At 43.7% G+C, this 19,288-nt stretch carries 13 protein-coding genes and 1 other RNA gene; all 14 read right to left on the bottom strand.

Annotation, left to right across the window (positions count from 1 at the left end; translation table 11 throughout):
• Positions 1–14: 14 nt before the first annotated feature.
• Positions 15–106: signal recognition particle sRNA small type (gene ffs, locus YYK_RS10080), an RNA gene on the bottom strand.
• A gap of 41 nt (positions 107–147) precedes the next feature.
• Positions 148–669, bottom strand: a complete 522-nt coding sequence (tadA, locus tag YYK_RS09075; RefSeq protein WP_012027934.1) for a tRNA adenosine(34) deaminase TadA — start codon at positions 667–669, stop codon at positions 148–150.
• Positions 670–948: 279 nt separating this feature from the next.
• Complete coding sequence (tkt, locus tag YYK_RS09080) at positions 949–2,919, bottom strand: transketolase (RefSeq protein ID WP_012775378.1); 1,971 nt, start codon at positions 2,917–2,919, stop codon at positions 949–951.
• Positions 2,920–3,129: 210 nt separating this feature from the next.
• Positions 3,130–4,221, bottom strand: coding sequence for an L-ascorbate 6-phosphate lactonase (gene ulaG / locus YYK_RS09085; protein ID WP_002938500.1), 1,092 nt, complete (start codon positions 4,219–4,221; stop codon positions 3,130–3,132).
• Positions 4,222–4,330: 109 nt separating this feature from the next.
• A complete protein-coding gene (locus YYK_RS09090; protein WP_012775379.1) occupies positions 4,331–6,019 on the bottom strand; it encodes a BglG family transcription antiterminator in 1,689 nt (562 codons plus the stop codon).
• A gap of 124 nt (positions 6,020–6,143) precedes the next feature.
• Positions 6,144–6,761, bottom strand: a complete 618-nt coding sequence (locus tag YYK_RS09095; RefSeq protein ID WP_014917325.1) for a hypothetical protein — start codon at positions 6,759–6,761, stop codon at positions 6,144–6,146.
• An 84-nt stretch (positions 6,762–6,845) separates the two neighbouring features.
• Complete coding sequence (locus YYK_RS09100) at positions 6,846–7,562, bottom strand: L-ribulose-5-phosphate 4-epimerase (protein WP_012027938.1); 717 nt, start codon at positions 7,560–7,562, stop codon at positions 6,846–6,848.
• On the bottom strand, positions 7,562–8,425 hold the full coding sequence (locus tag YYK_RS09105; protein ID WP_012027939.1) for an L-ribulose-5-phosphate 3-epimerase: 864 nt from the start codon (positions 8,423–8,425) through the stop codon (positions 7,562–7,564). The genes YYK_RS09100 and YYK_RS09105 overlap by 1 nt, the downstream gene beginning before the upstream one ends.
• Before the next feature lie 5 nt (positions 8,426–8,430).
• Complete coding sequence (locus YYK_RS09110) at positions 8,431–9,093, bottom strand: 3-keto-L-gulonate-6-phosphate decarboxylase UlaD (RefSeq protein WP_012027940.1); 663 nt, start codon at positions 9,091–9,093, stop codon at positions 8,431–8,433.
• A 10-nt stretch (positions 9,094–9,103) separates the two neighbouring features.
• Entirely contained in the window at positions 9,104–9,589 is a 486-nt protein-coding gene (locus YYK_RS09115; protein WP_014917326.1) for a PTS sugar transporter subunit IIA, read from the bottom strand.
• A 62-nt stretch (positions 9,590–9,651) separates the two neighbouring features.
• Positions 9,652–9,930 carry a PTS sugar transporter subunit IIB gene (locus YYK_RS09120; protein ID WP_009910950.1) on the bottom strand — a complete coding sequence of 93 codons (279 nt, stop codon included), beginning with the start codon at positions 9,928–9,930 and terminating at the stop codon, positions 9,652–9,654.
• 58 nt (positions 9,931–9,988) lie between these two features.
• A complete protein-coding gene (locus YYK_RS09125; RefSeq protein ID WP_012027942.1) occupies positions 9,989–11,437 on the bottom strand; it encodes a PTS ascorbate transporter subunit IIC in 1,449 nt (482 codons plus the stop codon).
• Between the two features lie 327 nt (positions 11,438–11,764).
• Entirely contained in the window at positions 11,765–18,073 is a 6,309-nt protein-coding gene (locus YYK_RS10085) for a pullulanase (RefSeq protein WP_014917327.1), read from the bottom strand.
• Positions 18,074–18,254: 181 nt separating this feature from the next.
• Complete coding sequence (locus YYK_RS09135) at positions 18,255–19,196, bottom strand: LacI family DNA-binding transcriptional regulator (protein ID WP_002939863.1); 942 nt, start codon at positions 19,194–19,196, stop codon at positions 18,255–18,257.
• Between the last annotated feature and the right edge of the window lie 92 nt (positions 19,197–19,288).

Below are 19,288 nucleotides of genomic sequence, written 5' to 3' on the forward strand. Positions count from 1 at the left end.
AAGGGTTCTTAGATTATACGCAAAAAGAGCACACACTCGACCTCGCTTAGGGCTGCTGGATTCCTCCCCTGACCCGCTTCACGCACGAATGTTGCTCCATTTAATATTATAACACAATTTGGCCAGAGTGCAAGTTTGGAATATTAACTAGCTATCCGAAGTTGCTTCCTCTTGCGTCTTCATGATAAGTTTAGCAGCCTTCTGACTTTCTCTGCGTTGTCTGAAAAAATCTTGCATGATATTGGCACATTCCGCTTCTAAAATACCTGTTTCTACCTTGACACGATGGTTGAGCCGCTCATCTGTCAGAATGTCATAGAGGCTACCTGCAGCTCCAAACTTTTTGTTGGTTGCTCCATAGATGACCTGCGGAATGCGTGCTAGGCCAATAGCTCCGCTACACATCACACAAGGTTCAATCGTCACAAAAAGGGTCGAATCAAGCAAGCGCCAATTCCCCTCAACATTGTTAGCCTCTTGGATTGCCATAACCTCAGCGTGCATGATTGCCTGATTGAGTTCCTCACGCGCATTATGCCCTCTGCCAATAATCTGGCCATCCTTGACAATCACACAACCAATTGGAATTTCATCCTTTTCTAGCGACTTTCTAGCTTCTTGCAATGCTTGAGTCATAAAATACTCTTTTTCTTCATGTGTATAGTTCATAAATCTATTATAGCACAGCCCTGATAACAGTTCAAAATCACTTCTTTATTCGCTGCTATCAAAATCAATCTAACACTACTTCTTCCTTATCACACATTTCTTTCAAAATTCTGCCCTTCTATTAACTTAAAAATATAAAAATACCTCCTCAGTCGAGAAGGTAGGGGGAGCAATATTGATTTTTACAGATATTAATATATCATTTATTGTCGATATTGTCAAGAAAATTTTTAAAAAAATTCAAAAACAGCCTCGAAAGGCTGTATCTGACATTTTCTATTACAATTCGCCAACTAATTTCACAACATTTTCTACTGTGAAGCCGTAGTTGTCAATAACTGTTTGGGCTGGAGCTGAGGCACCGAATGTGTCGATACCAAGGACTTTACCGTCAAGACCGACATACTTGTACCAACTTTGAGTTGCACCCATTTCAATTGCCAAACGACGACGGATGGCATTTGGAAGGATTTCTTCCTTGTAAGCTGCGTCTTGTGCATCGAAGAGTTCAGTTGATGGCACAGAAACCACACGAACCTTAGTGCCTGCTGCTTCTAATTCTTTGGCAGCTTTGACAGCCAAGTTCACTTCTGAACCAGATGCAAGAAGGATTGTATCAAAGCCTGCTGCTTCATAGACAACATAAGCCCCTTTTGCAACCTTGTCAAAGTCTGTTCCTTCTTCAACTGTCAAGTTTTGACGAGTGAGAACAAGGGCTGATGGTGTAGACTTGCTAGTCAATGACAAGTACCAAGCTGCCTGTGTTTCACGCGCATCTGCTGGACGGAAAACGTTGAGGTTTGGCATAGCACGAAGTCCTGCCAAGTGCTCGATTGGTTCGTGAGTTGGTCCATCTTCACCAACTGCGATAGAGTCATGAGTGAAGACATAAGTCACAGGAAGTCCTTGAAGAGCTGACAAACGAACTGCTGCTTTTACATAGTCTGAGAAGACGAAGAAGGTACCACCATAGACACGAAGTCCGCCGTGGGCTGCCATACCATTCAAGATAGTTCCCATGGCAAATTCACGCACACCGAACTGAATATTGCGGTTGAGTGGATTTACTGAATCTTGCAAACCATCTTCCTTGATGTAGGTCATGTTTGAGTGAGCCAAGTCAGCTGAACCACCGAGGAAGGTTGGCAAGACCTTAGCCGCTGCGTTAAGCGCATCTTGTGATGAGTTACGAGTTGCTTGTGAGAAGCCATTCTCATAAACTGGGAAGTCTTCTGGCTTGATTTCAACTACGTCACGACCTTCCAAGATAGCTGTTACTTCAGCTGCTAATTCTGGATGAGCTACTTTGTAGTCTTCAACTAATTTCACCCAAGCATCGTAGGCTGCTGCACCGCGATCAGCTACATTAGCTTTGAAGTCCGCATAGACTTCAGCTGGAATTTCAAATGGACCATAGTTCCAATCAAGCGCCTTACGAGTTGCTTCTGTTTCTTCTGCACCAAGTGGAGCACCGTGAACGGCATTTGTACCTTGTTTGTTTGGCGAACCATGACCGATAACAGTCTTGATTTCGATAAGAGATGGCTTACCAGCTACTTTTGCCTTTTCAATAGCAGCAAAGATGGCATCTACATCTGTACCGTCTGTTACAAGGTCTGTATGCCAGCCATAAGCATTGTAACGGGCACGTACATCTTCTGTGAAGGAGTCTTTTGTTTCGCCATCCAAGTTGATGTCATTTGAATCGTAAAGAACGATGAGTTTTTCTAATTTTTGAAGACCTGCGTAAGAAGCCGCTTCTGCAGAAACACCCTCCATCAAGTCGCCATCACCACAGATTACGTAAGTATAGTGGTCAAAGATTGGGAAACCATCACGGTTGTACTTAGCTGCAAGGAAACGCTCTGCTTGCGCAAAACCTGTCGCAGTTGAGATACCTTGTCCAAGAGGACCTGTTGTTGCATCCACACCTGCTGTGTGACCGAATTCTGGGTGACCTGGTGTTTTTGAGCCCCACTGACGGAAGTTTTTAATCTCGTCCATAGTCACTTCTTCAAAACCTGAAAGGTGAAGAAGTCCGTAAAGCAGCATTGACCCATGACCTGCTGATAAGATAAAGCGGTCACGGTTCACCCAGTTTGGCTGAGCAGGGTTGATACGAAGTTCTTTAGTAAAAAGGCTGTAGGCCATTGGAGCCGCACCCATGACGACACCTGGGTGACCTGATTTTGATTTTTCGATGGCATCAATACCAAGGAAACGAATCGCATTGACTGAAAGATTTGACATGTTTTTCTCCTTTTTTAAAGTCATGAATTTATTATACCATAAAGCGTTTTCTATGTCTGTTTGAATGAAGCGAGAAATAAATTGTCCGTAGAAAAGAGGCAGGACTTTCGTCCCGCCCTTGGAGTGAACAGTAGTAATTCGCACATTTCATACTTTATCAGAGTTTATAGTGCCTCTCCTCGTCTCTATGGGGCAAGAGAGTTCTAAATCTTATAATAAAGCCTTAAATTGAATATTTGAGTCTTCTAAGAAGCAATCATCAAAGCCACGTGGGTGGTGATATTCGATACGGTCCTTGTCCATCGGGTAAGTATACTTGCCACCAACTTCCCAGATGAATGGATGGAAATCGTATTGCAAGCGTTCTTTCCGCATTTTCCAGAGCTGTAGGATTTCATCTGTTGACGCCATGAAGTTAGACCAGATGTCGTAGTGAACAGGGATGATTACCTTAGCACGCAAGTTTTCTGCCATCCGGAGAAGGTCGATTGATGTCATCTTGTCTTGGATACCGATTGGGTTGTCACCGTAGTTGTTGATAGCAACGTCGATGTTGAAGTCACGACCGTGTTTTGCAAAATAGTTTGAGAAGTGGGAGTCTGCACCATGGTAGATAGTTCCGCCAGGTGTTTCAAAGACATAGTTGACTGCCTTGCGAGCCATGAGTTCATCTGTCACAGGAAGTCCTGCTAATTTACCACCATTTTCGTCATAACCTTCGATCGGAAGTGTCACCAAGCAAGTACGGTCGAAGGATTCTACAGCGTGGACCTTGATGTCTTTAAACTCAAAGCTATCGCCTGGTGCGATACGGATGATACGGTCAGCTGGAACCCCCCATTTTTCCCAGATATCGCCACTTTCAACCGGTCCGACAAATTTCACATGGTCCAATTTAGGATTGTTGATGATGGCAGCGGCAGTGCTGATATCCATGTGGTCGCTGTGGACGTGCGATACTAGATAGTAGTCCAATTCATTGATGGCAAATGGATCGATAACCATTGGCTGCACACGCAAGTTTGGTTGCAATTTGCGCACGCCAGCCATGTTAGCCATCTGGTGTCCCCAAACCATATCTTTCACTTTTTTAGTGGATTTTCCACGTGATGACCAGAGGTCCATGACCACGTTAGCTCCACCTGGTGTTTTAATCCAGACACCACAGTTTCCAAGCCACCACATAGCAAAGTTGCCCTCTGGCACTACTTCTTCTTCGATTTCTTCATTGAGCCAAGTTCCCCACTCTGGGAAGGTTGAAAGAATCCAGGATTCTCTTGTAATATCTTGAACTTTAGCCATTTTCCATTCCTCCTATAAGGTACGTTTCTATGCTTCTAGTATATGCTCCAAAGGCAACAAAAAAAAGACCAAATAAAACACAGGCTTGTGTTCAAACTTGGACTTTACCCTAATACAGATCTGTTTCAATATCTTGACTGGATAAATTGGTTAATAATTCATTGGTAATCAGTTTTTGTAGCCGTTGTTTGAGTTCTCGAGCGGTCCTTCCGTCTGCGATATATCCCGATAGAAGCTTGTCTAGTTCTACTGCAAAAACTTGTTTTTCATCTGCCAAACTACGATATTTTGCAAAATGAGTCATGTTTAGCACATCATCAAAATCTAAAATGGGGTGAACCTGCACCAAAGGGAAATCAGTTTCCAACCCATCGCTGGTTGTAATCAAGAAATCAACCTCTAGTAAGTCTTCGACACTCTTGAATTGTTCAGTGGTAAAGACTGCGCCAATCTTCTTATCTGGCAAGTGATGCTGGCATTGTTTATAAAGTAAGCGTTGGACTGACACCCCTTCATCACAGATTAAATAGACAATCTGTGTCTGTGCCTTGCGTGTCCCACTGCGTCGAATAGCTCCTCCTAGATGAATCGTCAAATAGGCAATATCTCCATCGGATAACTCAATCTGCCACTCCTCCTCCAAAATCTTTCCAGAAACCCGTGTCATAGCAAACAGGGTGCTGTATTTATCTTGGATTTGTTGGACCATTGGATTTTTAGATAGGATGCCGTAGGTTTTTCTGAACAACAGAGCCTTACAATGTGCCAAGAGATGTTTGGCTAATTCGTCAGGATTTTCCAATTCAAATGGTGAATGTATCTCAAAATGATGAATAAATCGCTCTACCACTCGCTTCAAGTCAATGAAATCTTGGCTGAATACATGAACATCGCTGTCCTTTCGATAGGATAGAAGTAAAATGGCAATCAGGGAGATTTCTATTTCATCCAATTTCAAATCAAAGGTTTGCAACAAGGCATCTTTCAATTCCTGAGCAACTCGGTACTCGATACGCTCTCGAACTTGTTCAAATTCTTTGAGAATGGCTCGTTCTTCCAAGTCATCCAGCTCCATATTGCGATAGCTAAGGAGCAAGAAAGGCAATACTTTGAGCATAAACTCGATTTCGTAGCGATTGATTTTCTTGCCCAGTTTCTTTTCTAACTGCGATACTTGTCCCTGTAAAAATTGTGCCATTTCTTCTGAGAAGAGCAACTGACACCCCACCAACTCAAATAACTTAGCTTCTAGAACCTGCAAAAAACCTTTATTGGCATCCAAGAAGATGGTATAGAGAAGTGAGTGGACATATTGGATTTTATTTAAAGGGTGACAAACGAGACTATAGCCATGACTCTTAGACACATAGAGGGTCATCTTGTATTGTTCTTGAGCCAACTGGGTTCGAATTTCATTCAAATCATTTAAGACCGTATTACGAGAGACTTCTGTCAACTCCATTAGCCGTTCAATGGTCACTCTTTCTGGTGTGATACAGATATATACCAACATCAGCTGAATGCGCTCAGGCATGCTCATGACGTAGGTGTACGAATCAATGGAATCGAGAAGATCTCGACAGGCTAGTTTTTGCGCTTCGGTAAGTCGAATACCGAGGCGAGGTAAGCTTTCAATACTCTCTACAGTTGTTGGTAGGGCATCATTGATTTTTTCTAGATGGTAATAGATTTTTCGACGTGATTGTTGCAAGCCCTTGGAAATAGCCATGATTGTCTCAGGTTCCTGTAGACCAATCAGGTACCTCAGTAGAGCGCAACTACTCTTATCTAATAACAAGATTCTCCTCCTCTTTCCCCCGTCCCGTTACTATCTTAACATAATTATCTGGGATATTCTAATAATTATTAAAATTCATCTGATTATTACTTGTTTTACATTACATAAATATTTGTAGTTAGAATTAATAGATGCTTTTAATAATTTCTACTCGGGTAATCAGTTCTCCGTGCATGTTATCTATCCGAAGGGCAACATTTTTCAAATATACACAGGCACCAATAGCAATGGTTTTCTCTTCTTCATTGAGTTTTCGTGTCACAAAATCTCTCAAAGTCTCACTACCTTTACTTGGAATTTTTACTCGTGCGATGATATTAGCCACTTTTACTTTCTGGCTGGCGCGCATAATAATATTATTAGAATCATCAAACTGAGTGAAGAGGTATTTTCTAACTGCAAATAGGATGGCGACCGAAATAATTCCAATCAGGTAATCACTACTAGAACCATGCTCTACAATCAGTTGGCGAGCAATGGCAACCAGGAGTACCTCAATCACGGTGCTAGGTGACTGTTTGCAAAGCATTTTGATAAATTCGACTCCGACCGCCAAGGTCATTGCACGACTCAGAAAATTTTGAATAAACGTATCCGCTTGAATATCACCAGCTAATGAGCTGAGTAGGTCTGCAAAAAGAAGCGTTGACAAGGCTAAAAGTGCTAAGCCAAGTATGGCAGATAAAATCAATTCTAAATAGTAGGCTGTTTCTGTCAGACTATCCTGTAAAAATTTCCTCATCTTTCTCCTCATCAAAAGGGAAAAAGCAGTTCTCCTTTTGGGGGAGTCTGCTACTTTTCCCTACTGTTTTTTTCACACAAGAACTTAATGTTCATCACCCTTTTGTCCATAGTAGGCATTTGGACCATGTTTACGGAGGTAGTGCTTGTCCATGATATAGCTTGGTGCTGGCTCCACCCTTGGATTAATCTGCTCGGTGTAGCGGTTCATCCGAGCTACTTCCTCAAGGACAACGCTGTGGTAGACTGCCTGAGCAGGATTCTTGCCCCAGGTAAATGGTCCATGGTTACGGACAACAATTCCTGGTACAGCAACTGGGTCGATACCACGGCGTTCAAATTCCTCGATGATGACTGAACCTGTTTCTTTTTCATAGGCCGAGTTTACTTCCTCAGCTGTCAAAGAACGGGCACATGGTACCGGACCATAGAAATAGTCCGCATGAGTTGTCCCATAAAATGGAATGTCACGACCTGCCTGAGCCCAACCAACTGCTTCTGTCGAATGGGTATGGACAACAGCGTGGACATTTGGCCAAGCCTTGTAGAGGGCAACGTGGGTCGCCAAGTCAGACGAAGGATTCAAGTCCCCTTCCACTACATTTCCGTCCAAGTCGGTCACCACCATGTTTTCCGGTGACAATTTTTCATAGTCCACACCAGAGGGCTTGATGACGATGCGACCAAGTTCTCGGCAGACTTCTGATACGTTGCCCCAGGTAAACTTGACGAGCCCATGAGCAGGCAGGGCGATATTGGCTTCATAGACCCGTTGACGCATTTCCTGTAAATCTTTTGGCATTAGTTTAACCCCGCTTTCTCAATCAATGGATAGAGGAAATCTTGTGCCTCCTTGATAGCTGCTCGTGTTTCCTCAACCGTTTCGCAGTTTTCAGACCACATCTCAATCAAGAATGGACCTTGGTAGTTGGTCTTTTTCAAGACTGCAAACATATTGTCCCAGTCCACACAGCCCTGACCAAATGGGACATCACGGAATTGACCCTTGGAGTTTTCGGTTACCGCATAGGTATCCTTGAGGTGAAGGGCTGCGATAGAACGGTGTCCCAGGTAAAATTCGCTGTAAATGTCATTATGCCAAGCAGACACGTTTCCAGTATCTGGATAGACAAAGAGATAAGGCGAGTCGATTTCTTTTTCAACGGCTAGGTATTTTTCAATTGAGTTGATAAATGGATCATCCATAATTTCAATGCCCAACATGACCTGAGCCTGTTCTGCCCAGTCGCAAGCCTGACGGAGATTCTTGATGAAACGCTCTCTAGTTTCAGGTGATTTTTCCTCGTAGTAAACGTCGTAGCCAGCCAACTGGATGACACGAACGCCCAAATCCTGAGCCAGTTCGATACACTGTTTCATGGTTTCTAAGGACTTGGCTTCAAGAGCAGGGTCATTGGAGCCAAGCGGGTAGCGACGGTGACCTGAGAAACAAATGGTCGGAATGCGGACACCTGTTTCATAGATGGCCTTGACCAAGTCTAAACGCTCTTCCTTGGTCCATTCCAAACGAGCCAAGCGTGCATCGCTCTCATCTACCGACATTTCCACAAAGTCGAAACCTAATTCTTTGGCAAACTCCAAACGTTCCTTCCATGTGAAGTGTTTGGGCGTTGCCTTTTCATATATTCCGATTGGTCGTGCCATAGGTCTTACCCCCAGATACGACGGATTTCGTCTTTAAATTCACGCGCCGCTGCTGCTGGGTCGGCTGCTTCTGTGATACCGCGACCTGCGATAAAGGTGAAGACATCTACACCCTCGAAGAGTTTAAGGGTATCAACGTCCAAACCACCAGTTACAGAAACACGGAAGCCCATGTCAACCAATTTTTTCACTTTATTGAGGTCTTTTTCGCCCCAAGTTTCGCCAGCAAGGAGGGCGTCACGCGATTGGTGGTAAATCGCTTGGGAAATACCTGCGTCCAACCAGAGTTGAGCCTGTTCATAAGTCCAGTCACCATAGAGTTCGATTTGGATTTCACCCTTATCACCACGCACTTCCTTGATAGCCTTCAAAGCAGCTGCCATAGTTGGAATAGTTGCTGAACAAATACAAGTCATCCAGTCCGCACCACGAACAGCATTGTTTTTAGCCACAGTACCACCCGCATCCGCACACTTGGTATCTGCAACGATAATTTTGTCTTGGAAGAGGCTACGTAGCACTTCTACCAATTCGCTACCAACTTGAAGCAAACAAACGGTACCTGCCTCGATAACATCCACTTCATGACCAACGGAAACAGCTGCTTTAATCGCTCCCTGCAAGTCTGAATGGTCAAGGGCAACTTGTAAATTTGGAATATGTTTCATGTTTTTTCTCCTAACTTTCTAAATCTAAACCTTCTAGGTAAGGACTGTTTTTGGACTCTTCCACCATTGCCAAGACTTCCTCAGGAGTTTGACAAGCAATCAAACGCTCAATCGAATTTTCCAATTCGAAGAGGGCGATAATTTGTGGAATAGCTACGGATGTATGAATCTTTGGATCGGTAGCTGCAAGAGTGAGCAGAACAGACACTTCTTTCCCATCTGAGAAGACGACTGGTTTTGTCAAGGTAATCAAAGCAAAGGAATCCTTCAAGACGCCGACACCTGCTTGGGCGTGAGGCATAGCCATACCAGGCATGAGCACATAGTAAGGTCCATATTCTTCAGTTGATGCGATGATCGCGTCGTAGTATTCCTCAGTTGCAGCACCACTTTCAATCAGCGGTTCAACAGCCTTGTGAACAGCCTCCTGCCAGGTTACCGCTGTCAATCCCAAGCGAATGGAATTATTTTCTGTAAATGATTTTTGTAAATTCATAGTTTTTCCCTTCTACACGCTATATGAAAGGGGGAGGGAAACTCCCTACCCCTAACGGCTATTTATAGCACTGCTTGTAATTTTGTTTTGATTTCGTTGTCGTCCATGAGGTTGTCAAGACCAACCAAGTGACCTTTCGTGCGACCTTCCAACTCAGAAATCAAGTGGTTAGAGGCTACGACAATATCATATCCTGCCGCTAAACCTTTTGCTTCACCGACTGAGCAAGAAGCTGATTGAAAATCTGTTACGCCGAGTTGACGAAGGGCGTTTTCTACCTTCATCTTGATGACCATAGATGAGCCCATGCCGTTTCCGCAGGCTGTTAAAACTTTAACCATAATTTCACTCCTATTTTATTTTTAATACATTATGTTCTGATTTTACAGACCAAGGATACTATTCTGCTTGTGCCTCGCCACGATAGTACGCTTCCTTATCTTTTGCTTTCGCAAATTGAAGTTGCGGAATAGCCAATAAGAAGAGGCAGACAAGAACATAACCAGCAATACCGAGGTACTTAAATGCAAATCCAAATGGTAACCATGGCACTTCAAAGTCAATGTTTCCGTGGTAACCACCGCTCAATTCAAGCAAGCCAACGCAGACTGCACCAAGAGCAACTTGAAGGACACCTGAGATGAAGGAAAGGATGGCTGCCGCTTTCCAACCACCACGTTTGTCAGCGTACACTGCGATAGCTGCGTTATCGAAGAATACAGGTACGAAACCAGTGATGATGAGGATTGGACTCTTGAAGACAATCAAGAGAACGATTGTAATCAACTGACCGATTAAACCGAAGGCAAAACCTGAAAGAACTGCGTTAGATGAACCAAAGCCGTAAGAAGCTGCAACGTCCACCGCTGGGAATGAACCAGGAAGCAATTTGCTTGAGATACCTTGGAAGGCATTTGTCAATTCTGCTACGAACATGCGGACACCTTGCATCAAAATGAAGAGATATACTGAGAAGGTGAAGGCTGTTTGAATCACATACATAAAGAAGGCTTGTTTAGCTGGGTTGTATGGAGCACCTGAAGTGATAACTTCTGGATTTGCCATGATTTCTGGACCCAAGATGAACAAAATCACACCGAAGAATACAAGCATCAATGTCGCTGAAGCAACAACTGTATCGTGGAAGATGTTGAGGAAGCTAGGTAGCTTCAAGTTATCCAAGTTTTCTTCTTTTTTACCAAGTTTTGGTGCAATCTTATCGACAAACCAGATTGCGAATTGTTGTTGGTGACCGATGGCAAATCCACCGCCACCTATCAATCGTTGGGTTGGCTCAACTGTCATGTTTGAGCTGACTGCCCAGTAGATACCACAGATGATACCAATCGCTGCTGTACCGAATTGGTTACGAAGAGCCGGGATGAGGAAGAGCACCATCAATGAGACTGTTGCCGCTTGTTGTACCATGATGTGTCCAGTGATGAACAGAGTACGTACTTTGGTAACCTTACGTAGTGCCACCAAGAGGATGTTGACACCGAAACCAATCAAGAGCGCTGTAGTGGCTGCTGATACGAAATCAGGGAACTCCTCAGCAATTTTCCCATTTGCTGCTGCAAGACCGAAGTAAGGGTCAATAACTGCCGCATCAATTTGGAACTTATAGTTCAAAGCCGCCAAAATCGGACGGAAGGTTGTGACCAAACCACCGGCTGCTACGTTCAAAATCATATAGCCGACTGTCGCTTTGATAAACCCTGCAAAAACATCATGAGGCTTTTTCTTTAAGAGGGCATAGCCCACCAACACTAAAAGACCTACGAAGAAGGCTGGATTCTGCAGGATATTCTGTGAGAACCAGTTTAATGGGGTTTGAAGGAAATCCATTTTTCATTCTCCTTTTTTGAAATGATTTTTATGGTTTTATTATAAGTTATGTAAGCGGAAACAAAAAGACCAAATAAAGCACAGGCTTGTGTTCACTATTGGACTATTTCCGAACTTTAATGGCTGATTTAATCAGAATTCCTCCCTATAGTTCACCAGCCCATTTATTCTAATAATCAATAAATAGACGTTATTTTACCTAAAAATTTAAAAGAAGAGGTTGGTTTGAAACCAACCTCTTCTAGAGGGAAGTGATACTCTCAACTCTTGTATTTATAAGAAATTCACAAGGTTTTGAGTAATGCTCCTCTGGAGAGCCAAATATTATTACTCTTCTGATTTTTTAGTTCTTCCTTGCGCAGCAACTGTCAAACCAAGTCCAGCAAGTCCGAGACCTAGAAGTGCCAAATCGCTTTGTCGGTCACCCGTAATCGGCAGACTCGCCTTGCTTGCACCACTTGTCGCTTGTCCAGACGCTTGAGCTGTTGGAGTAGAAAGACTTGGTTTTTCTACCACATCCTTAGCCTCCATACTACCCTTAACAACAATCCGCGCCTCACCATCTACAACTGTTTCAGATAACAGATTTGTTGCTACTACCTTGCCGTCAACCAAGACATCTTGATAAACTAAGACTCTCTTACCTGCCTTACCTTCTTGAAGCACATAAGATTGACCTTTTGCAAGTGTTGCATCATAGCGAACTTCCTCTGCAATCGGAAGGACTGTTTCTTCTGTACGTTCCTTGGTAGTAAAGTCTAGACTTGGTTTTTCTTCAGCAGTAGGCGCTGTATCTGGAAGCGCCGTAGTGATATAAGGCAAACGAATCACTGTTGCAGTCAACGGTGCAAGAACAACTGAGCTATCAGTCAATTCGACACCCACTAAATCAGACAATGCTTCTACACCTGCACGTTCACCGTCAACCAGCACTTGACCCTTAAGCAATTCTTTGTAAATATCAGAAAGAACAAAGCTGCGCTCCTTACTGTCGGCGTTGACAAAAACAGCATAGCGGTCCCCATTGCTTGCAATGGTTTGATAGGCAATGACCACATCATTTTTAGCAATACCATTTTGACCTGGAATTGAAATCAAGCTAACCTTCTGTTCAACTTCTTCTTTTGTTCCCAAACGGAAGGCATCTGTAGATTTGCGCAAGGCAATCAATCCTTTTGTAAAGGCCTGAGTACGGGTATTCTCTGGATAGAGCGCCTCATCTGTCGCTTTGGTCCAGTCAAACTTGTTGACCGCATCCGATGAATCGTAAGAATCATGAATGTAGTATGGATAGTCAAATGGTGTACCATCAGCATTTGTCAACAAATGCGCTTTGTTCGGTACCTTGTCCTCTGTAACTGGTTCCTTATAATCAGGATGGCGGAACTGTTTGGTCCGTCCATACTCCTGACCAGAATGAATAAACGGTGTCCCTTGAGCAGTCAAAACTAGCAAATTACCCAAGCGTTGACGTTGGTGAATTTCAGTATAGTTTTCAGTAACTGACGGATCCTTCTTGATGGACTGAGCGATAATATCAAAGAGGGTCAAGTTATCATGCGCAGCAATATACTGGATCACATCACCTGGATCATCTGCCAAGAAGTTGCCTGGTTGTGCCTTGATGTTATTGAAGACAGACTCAACACTCTTAGCACCCCCTGTGATAAAGGCTGGCTGACCTTCGTTTGGATAACCAGATTTAAGTGTATTGCGAATTTCATCTGAGAATACCGCAACCGTATCTGTTGAACTCATCCAGTCTTGGTCCGCTGGCTGAACAGGCTGATTAGCATCACCTGTAAAGGTTCTCCATCCTTCACCAAGCATAATGATGTTTGGATTGAGTTTTTGAGCCTCAGTAAAGGCCAGCTCAATTGCTTCGGCATCATGGTCCCCCATCATATCGAAGCGGAAACCATCTACCTTAAACTCATCCACAAGATACTTGATGGAATCAACTAAGACACGACGGCTCATGTAGTGAGTGGTCCCCAGACGACCACCACCAAAGCTTGATTTAGCCGTACCATCTGCCTCCATGAAGTGATAATAGTTTGGCTCTAAGTCTTCAAATAAGAAGGTCTTAGAAGTGTGGTTATAGACCACATCCAAAATCACACCCATGCCTTGTTTGTGGATTTCATTGACCAGATTTTTGAACTCTTCGATACGTTTCATTGGATCTGTCGGATCTGTAGAATACATACCTGTAAAGGCAAAGTAGCTCTGTGGATCATAACCCCAGTTGTAGTTACTGTTGCTTGACGCGTACTCACTCATCCGCTCTGCATTTTTCAATTCATTGACAAAATAGTAGCTCATAACAGGCAATAATTGAATATGAGTCACACCCAATTCCTTGAGGTAGCTGAGACGCTCTGCAAAGGCAGCAAAGGTACCAAACTGAGCAGTCAATTCATCGGAAATAGCAGGATCGGCTGTGAAGTCACGGACATGAGCCTCATAGATAATAGCATCTTCACGCTGATTGAAGTTAGGAATTGTGGCATAGTTCAAATCACTTGGACCAACTTCTGCTGGGTCCACAATCGCAGCTTTTGCAATCCGATAAGATGGATCTGTATCTGCCAAATCACTATTCCACTCCGCTAAAGATTTAGCATATGGGTCTAAAACAAGAACAGATTGATCCCCACGAGTGATTTCATAATGGTAGTAGTAACCACGATAGTCCGCGATACCAAGACCTGATTGGCTGTTCAATTCGAGGTCCCATTGTCCCTTATCCCCCTTGGTCATGGCCAATTTACCGACCACCTTAGATTGATCATCCTTATCATAAAGAACGACTGCCACACTGTCTGCACTTGGAGACCAGAGAGTCATATCAACGACACTACCAGCCTGACGCACACGCGCACCAAGCTCTCCATCATAAGCATAGAGCTCATCCTTCAACTGCCAGCTCATAGTTGTTGTGAAGCTATCATTGCCATATTTGAGGGTATAGCCCGCATTTTCTTGGTTGAAATCCCCGAGGACTCGCACCTTGTTGCTGGTAAGGTCCAAGACAAGGTCCGTCACTGCAACTGTCTGACCATTCTTATCTGTTACAGACAATTTCTCCAAGATGCTATCCTTATCCGCACCTTCCAATGTTGTAAAGGCTGCTTCTAAGGCTGTTAGGCTAACGTGAGAAACACCTGTCGCACGGACATTATTGACAAAATAAGGGTTGGTGTAAATAGTCGCATCATCATCCTTGAGGAAGATTTGTGTCTGATTTTTCAAATCTTTAAAGCTATAATCTTTCTGCTGAATCTTCACATCGTCTCCTGACTTGCTTTCATCCAATAGCAAGAAGCCAATGGAACTTGGTAAATCTGTCAATTTGACATCAATATAGGCACCGTACTTGCCTTGGTTTTCAAAATCAATACCATTTGGCCAGTCACCCAGGGTAAGGTCAGTCACATCACCCCAGATCCAGAGACCTTTTTGATCATAATTGCCATCGGTACGGAAGTAATTGATACGGATGTAGCCTTCTTTAAGTGGTTGATAGAGGCTGAGTTGATAATTCTCATCAAACCAAGCTTCATTCATCTTGGTGCTAATCCGTTCAATGGTCTTGTCACCTGTGATGTTATCACCAGAAGTGTTATTAATCAACAGACTAATCTTGCTGGCTGTTTCATCTTTCATCTTGATATCAAGATAATAGCCATAGTCATCCTGTTTAGCCGTGCTGAAATTGGTTGCACCTGTTGGCCAAGCACCAAGATCTGACGATGGTTTTTCGACATCATCCCATGTCCATAAACCTAGGCTAGATAAATTATCAGATGGTAGAGTTTTAAAGTGAACACGGAAGTAGCCTGCTTCAATTGGTTCTTCAGTTGCTCCTTGCACACTTGCATTGACGATGTCACCTGCTTCTGTCTGAAGGAGCATGGTGCCACCTTGACCGATTGTTGGCAGTTCGACTTGAACAACCCATTTACCGTCTTTCTCGATAGCTTGATAAGATTTTCCTGTGTAGGCATCTGTGACAACTACATCTTTACCAGATACTTCAAGCGCCATTTCCTTGTTCTCGGTATTGGTCGAGAAGACAAGATAGGCAGCTTGATCTTGGTAACTGCGTTTGCTGATAAGCCAACCTTGGCTATCATTTCCAGCAAGTGTGCTTGTATCACCACGTGAGAGCAATGTTGAATTGGCATTGCGGAAAGCCAATAATTTCTGATAGTGGTCTGTGATGTCGCTAGTCTCTACCTTGCTCCAATCGAAATCGTACCGGTTGTCATAAACTGGCCAGTTGTTTTGTCCAGATTGCCCCACTTCTTCACCGTAGTAAATGACTGGCTGACCTTTAGCAGTAATCAAAAGACTAGCAGCCAATTTCAGTTTGTCCAGATTTCCTTCTTTTTCTGCGCCACCGAGACTGTAGAGGAAACCATCTTCGTCGTGACTGCCCAAGAATTGACCCAGAGAAGCTGCACTAGTCAGAACCTTGCTACGTTCTTCCAGCTCTTTTCCAGCTGCTTTTAGTTGACCATTGACCAGATATTTGGCGATATCCTTGAAGCCAAAGTCCAACAAACTATCCATAGTGCCGATACCCAAGTCACCCTTGGTATCCTTATAATTCGCTCCCCAAGTTTCCCCAATCAAGTGGAAGTCAGGATCTCTATCCACCAATTCATTTTTGAAATGTTGCCATGTGGTATCATCAACGTGTTTGACTGTATCGACACGGAAAGCATAGATAGAGTTGCCCTTGGCAGTTGTTGAACGTTCCAACCAAGATGCCTGCCAAGCAACCAACTGATTGCGAACAGCAGCTTCTTCTGTCTTGAAGTCTGGTAATCCAGATAATGAGCCTAATTGGTCATCTCCCTGCTTGTCTTCTTCCTTAGTCCGTACCATACCTGCAAAGGTTTCTTCTGTACCATAGCCAGCATGGTTAAGCACCACGTCAACAATAATATTGATGCCTTTTTCGGCTGCGGCATCAATCAATTCGTGGAAATCAGCTAAACTTCCCAAATGCGGATTTAGTTTCTCAAAATTGGATGCCCAATAACCATGATAAGCATAGTATTCTCCATCTTTTACGCTACCAACATTCTGTGGAATATTTTCCACAATCGGAGTCAACCAGATAGAGTCCACACCCAATTCTTCCAAGTAGTCCAGCTTGGCTGTCACTCCTTTGAAGTCACCGCCCTGGTAAAGACCGCGTGGGTTGGAGGCTGTTCCTTCCACTAGCTTGTCATTGCCGGTGTCTCCATTATAGAAACGGTCTGTCATCATGAAGTAGATGACTTGCTCGTCCCAGTCTTTTTCACCATCTGCCTTGATACGCTCTGTAATGGTCACATCCAATTTTGTTTCGTAGTAACCGTTGTCCTTGTCATAGACCTTTACAGGAAGACTATATGTCCCTGGCGCTGTGCTAGACGTCGCTTTAATGGTCACACGATTGAGCTCAGTAGAGATTGGCACAAGACCTCCACCGATGGCACTTGTATCGACTTCCATTTTGACTATTTCAGCATTTTCAGGGTTGGTGACGGTTACAGATACCAAGCCACTTTCATTGTAGTTGAATGGTGCTTTCACACTTGCCCCAACAGTCACATTTTTTGTACCTGGAGTAGCTTTACTTGTATCGAGTTCTACTTTCTCTTCGATAAAATATGGATTGGTATAGACTTTGTCGTCGTCATTGCGAAGGAAAATTTGGCTATGCCGTTTACGATCTGCAAAGGCTAAATCAATTGTTTTATTGCCTGCCAAATCTGGATTATTCTGATTGATTAGCAGAAATCCAAGCTTGGAATCTAAACCATTCGATAGAGGAATGTCAACATAGGCGCCGTATTTGCCAAGTTTAAAGTCAACGGCACCTGCTGGCCAGCCGCTACTTGCTTCAGTCGTATCTCCCCAAGTCCATACGCCCCAACCTTCATAATTATTGTCTTCACGGGTGTAGTTGATACGGAGGACATTTTCATCTTTGAGTGGCTCATAACTAGACACGCTATAATCACTAGCAATCCAAGCCTCATTTTGTTCCGGAACAAGTAGCTCCACTTTCTGGTCCGATTCTGTTATTTTTTCCCCATTCTTGAGAACCAGATAACCAATCGTTCCTGGTGTCTCAGATTTTTTAATATCAACGTAATGGCCGTAGTCATCTACCTGACTGCTTGAAAAGTTCGCTGTATCCGTTGGCCATTGATTACCATCGGACGGCTCTGCCACTCCTCCCCAAGTCCAAAGTCCTTGACTTTCTGGTGCTGTTTCATCTACATTTTCAAAGTGCAGACGAATGCTGCCTTCTTCGATAGGAGCTTCCTCTGGAGCAGTTGCATCGGCTGTTTCTGTTACCGCTGTCGCTTCAGCTACCATAGAATCTGTAGCTTCTATCGCAGTTGTGGTCGCTTCTACCGCGCCGCCATCCTGTTCCGAAAGAGTCGTTGAACTAGTTGACGCAGGGAGGACAACTTCCTCTGCCTGCACTAGTTGACCTGCTCCACTTAAAAACAGAGCAGCCGCAATCCCAACAGAGGCTACACCTACATTTAGTTTACGAATGCCAAAAATCTGTTTCTTCTCTAGCATCCCTGTTCGTTTCATATTCTGAACGGATTTCTTTTTCATAGACTCCTCCATATAAATAAGTTTGAATTGTACACTACCAGTATATACAATTCCAAGGAGTCTTTGCAAACGTTTTCTTAAATGTTAACGGTAACAAGTTTTGAGCTACTATCTAACAAAAATAGAATAAATAGCTCCCCCTTCTTTTGCTCCTAGACCGCCCACTGACCAAAAAAAGAGACTACTGAGGTGTAGTCTCCCTTTCAATTAAGGTTGCCTGGCAGTAATGCCCCTGTCTAGCCAGAGGCTTGCCATCCAATATCGTCATTAAATGTTTGACGCTAAGAGCCCCCATTTGACGAATCGGCTGCTTCATCGTCGTCAAGGCTGGTCTGGACATCCTATCTAAAAAGAAGCCGTCAAAACCAATCACCCCAACGTCATTCGGAATAGACTTTCCTAGAGCTTGTAAACCTCTTGTAACCCCAAGAGCGAGACGATCCGATGCGCAGATAAAGCAGGTGTTTTCTGGTAAATAATCAAGATTTTTCACAAATTCTTCCGCAACACGAGAACGATTTTCCAATCGATAGAGATGAGTTTCTCGGCCCTGCATCGCATCTTTGTAGCCTTCTTCTCTCCCTTTTTCAAAGGCTTCTGGCAAGTCAATCCCTACAAAAACAATCCTCTCATAACCTTTTGATAAAGCAAACTGGGTTGCGGACCTAGTCGCCAAACGATTGTCTGAATCTACAAAAGGAAGGCCTTCTTGATTCTCCCCAAATAAAATCAATGGCTTCCGCAGCCCTTTCAACCAAGGGTAGTCATCCTTGCGAGCGCCAGTCACAATGTAACCATCACATTGATCAGTGATCTGACTTGGATTGGTCACCAACTGCAAGGTATAATTTCGATGATTGAGCTCATCAGCGATTCCTGCAAGAAGGTCGATATAGTACGGCTCTACCACATCCATCTTTTCGAGAATGACAGCCTGAACAATCAGTGTCCGTTGCTGGGCCAAGGCCTTGGCCGCCACATTTGGCTTATAGTTTAATTCTTCCATCGCAGCTGTTACGAGCGTCCGCAGCTCTTGTGTAACTTGTTCTGGATGGTTGATGACACGCGAAACAGTCATCTTTGATACATTGGCTAACCTAGCCACATCGGCTAATGTCGTCATAGAACTCCTCCCTAATTCTATTTCTGTTGCTTATCTTTTAGCAAGCAAACAGTCAAAATTGTGCAAACGTTTTCTTTAGGTTATTATATACT

This window comes from Streptococcus suis S735 (genome assembly GCF_000294495.1).
Lineage (GTDB): Bacteria > Bacillota > Bacilli > Lactobacillales > Streptococcaceae > Streptococcus > Streptococcus suis.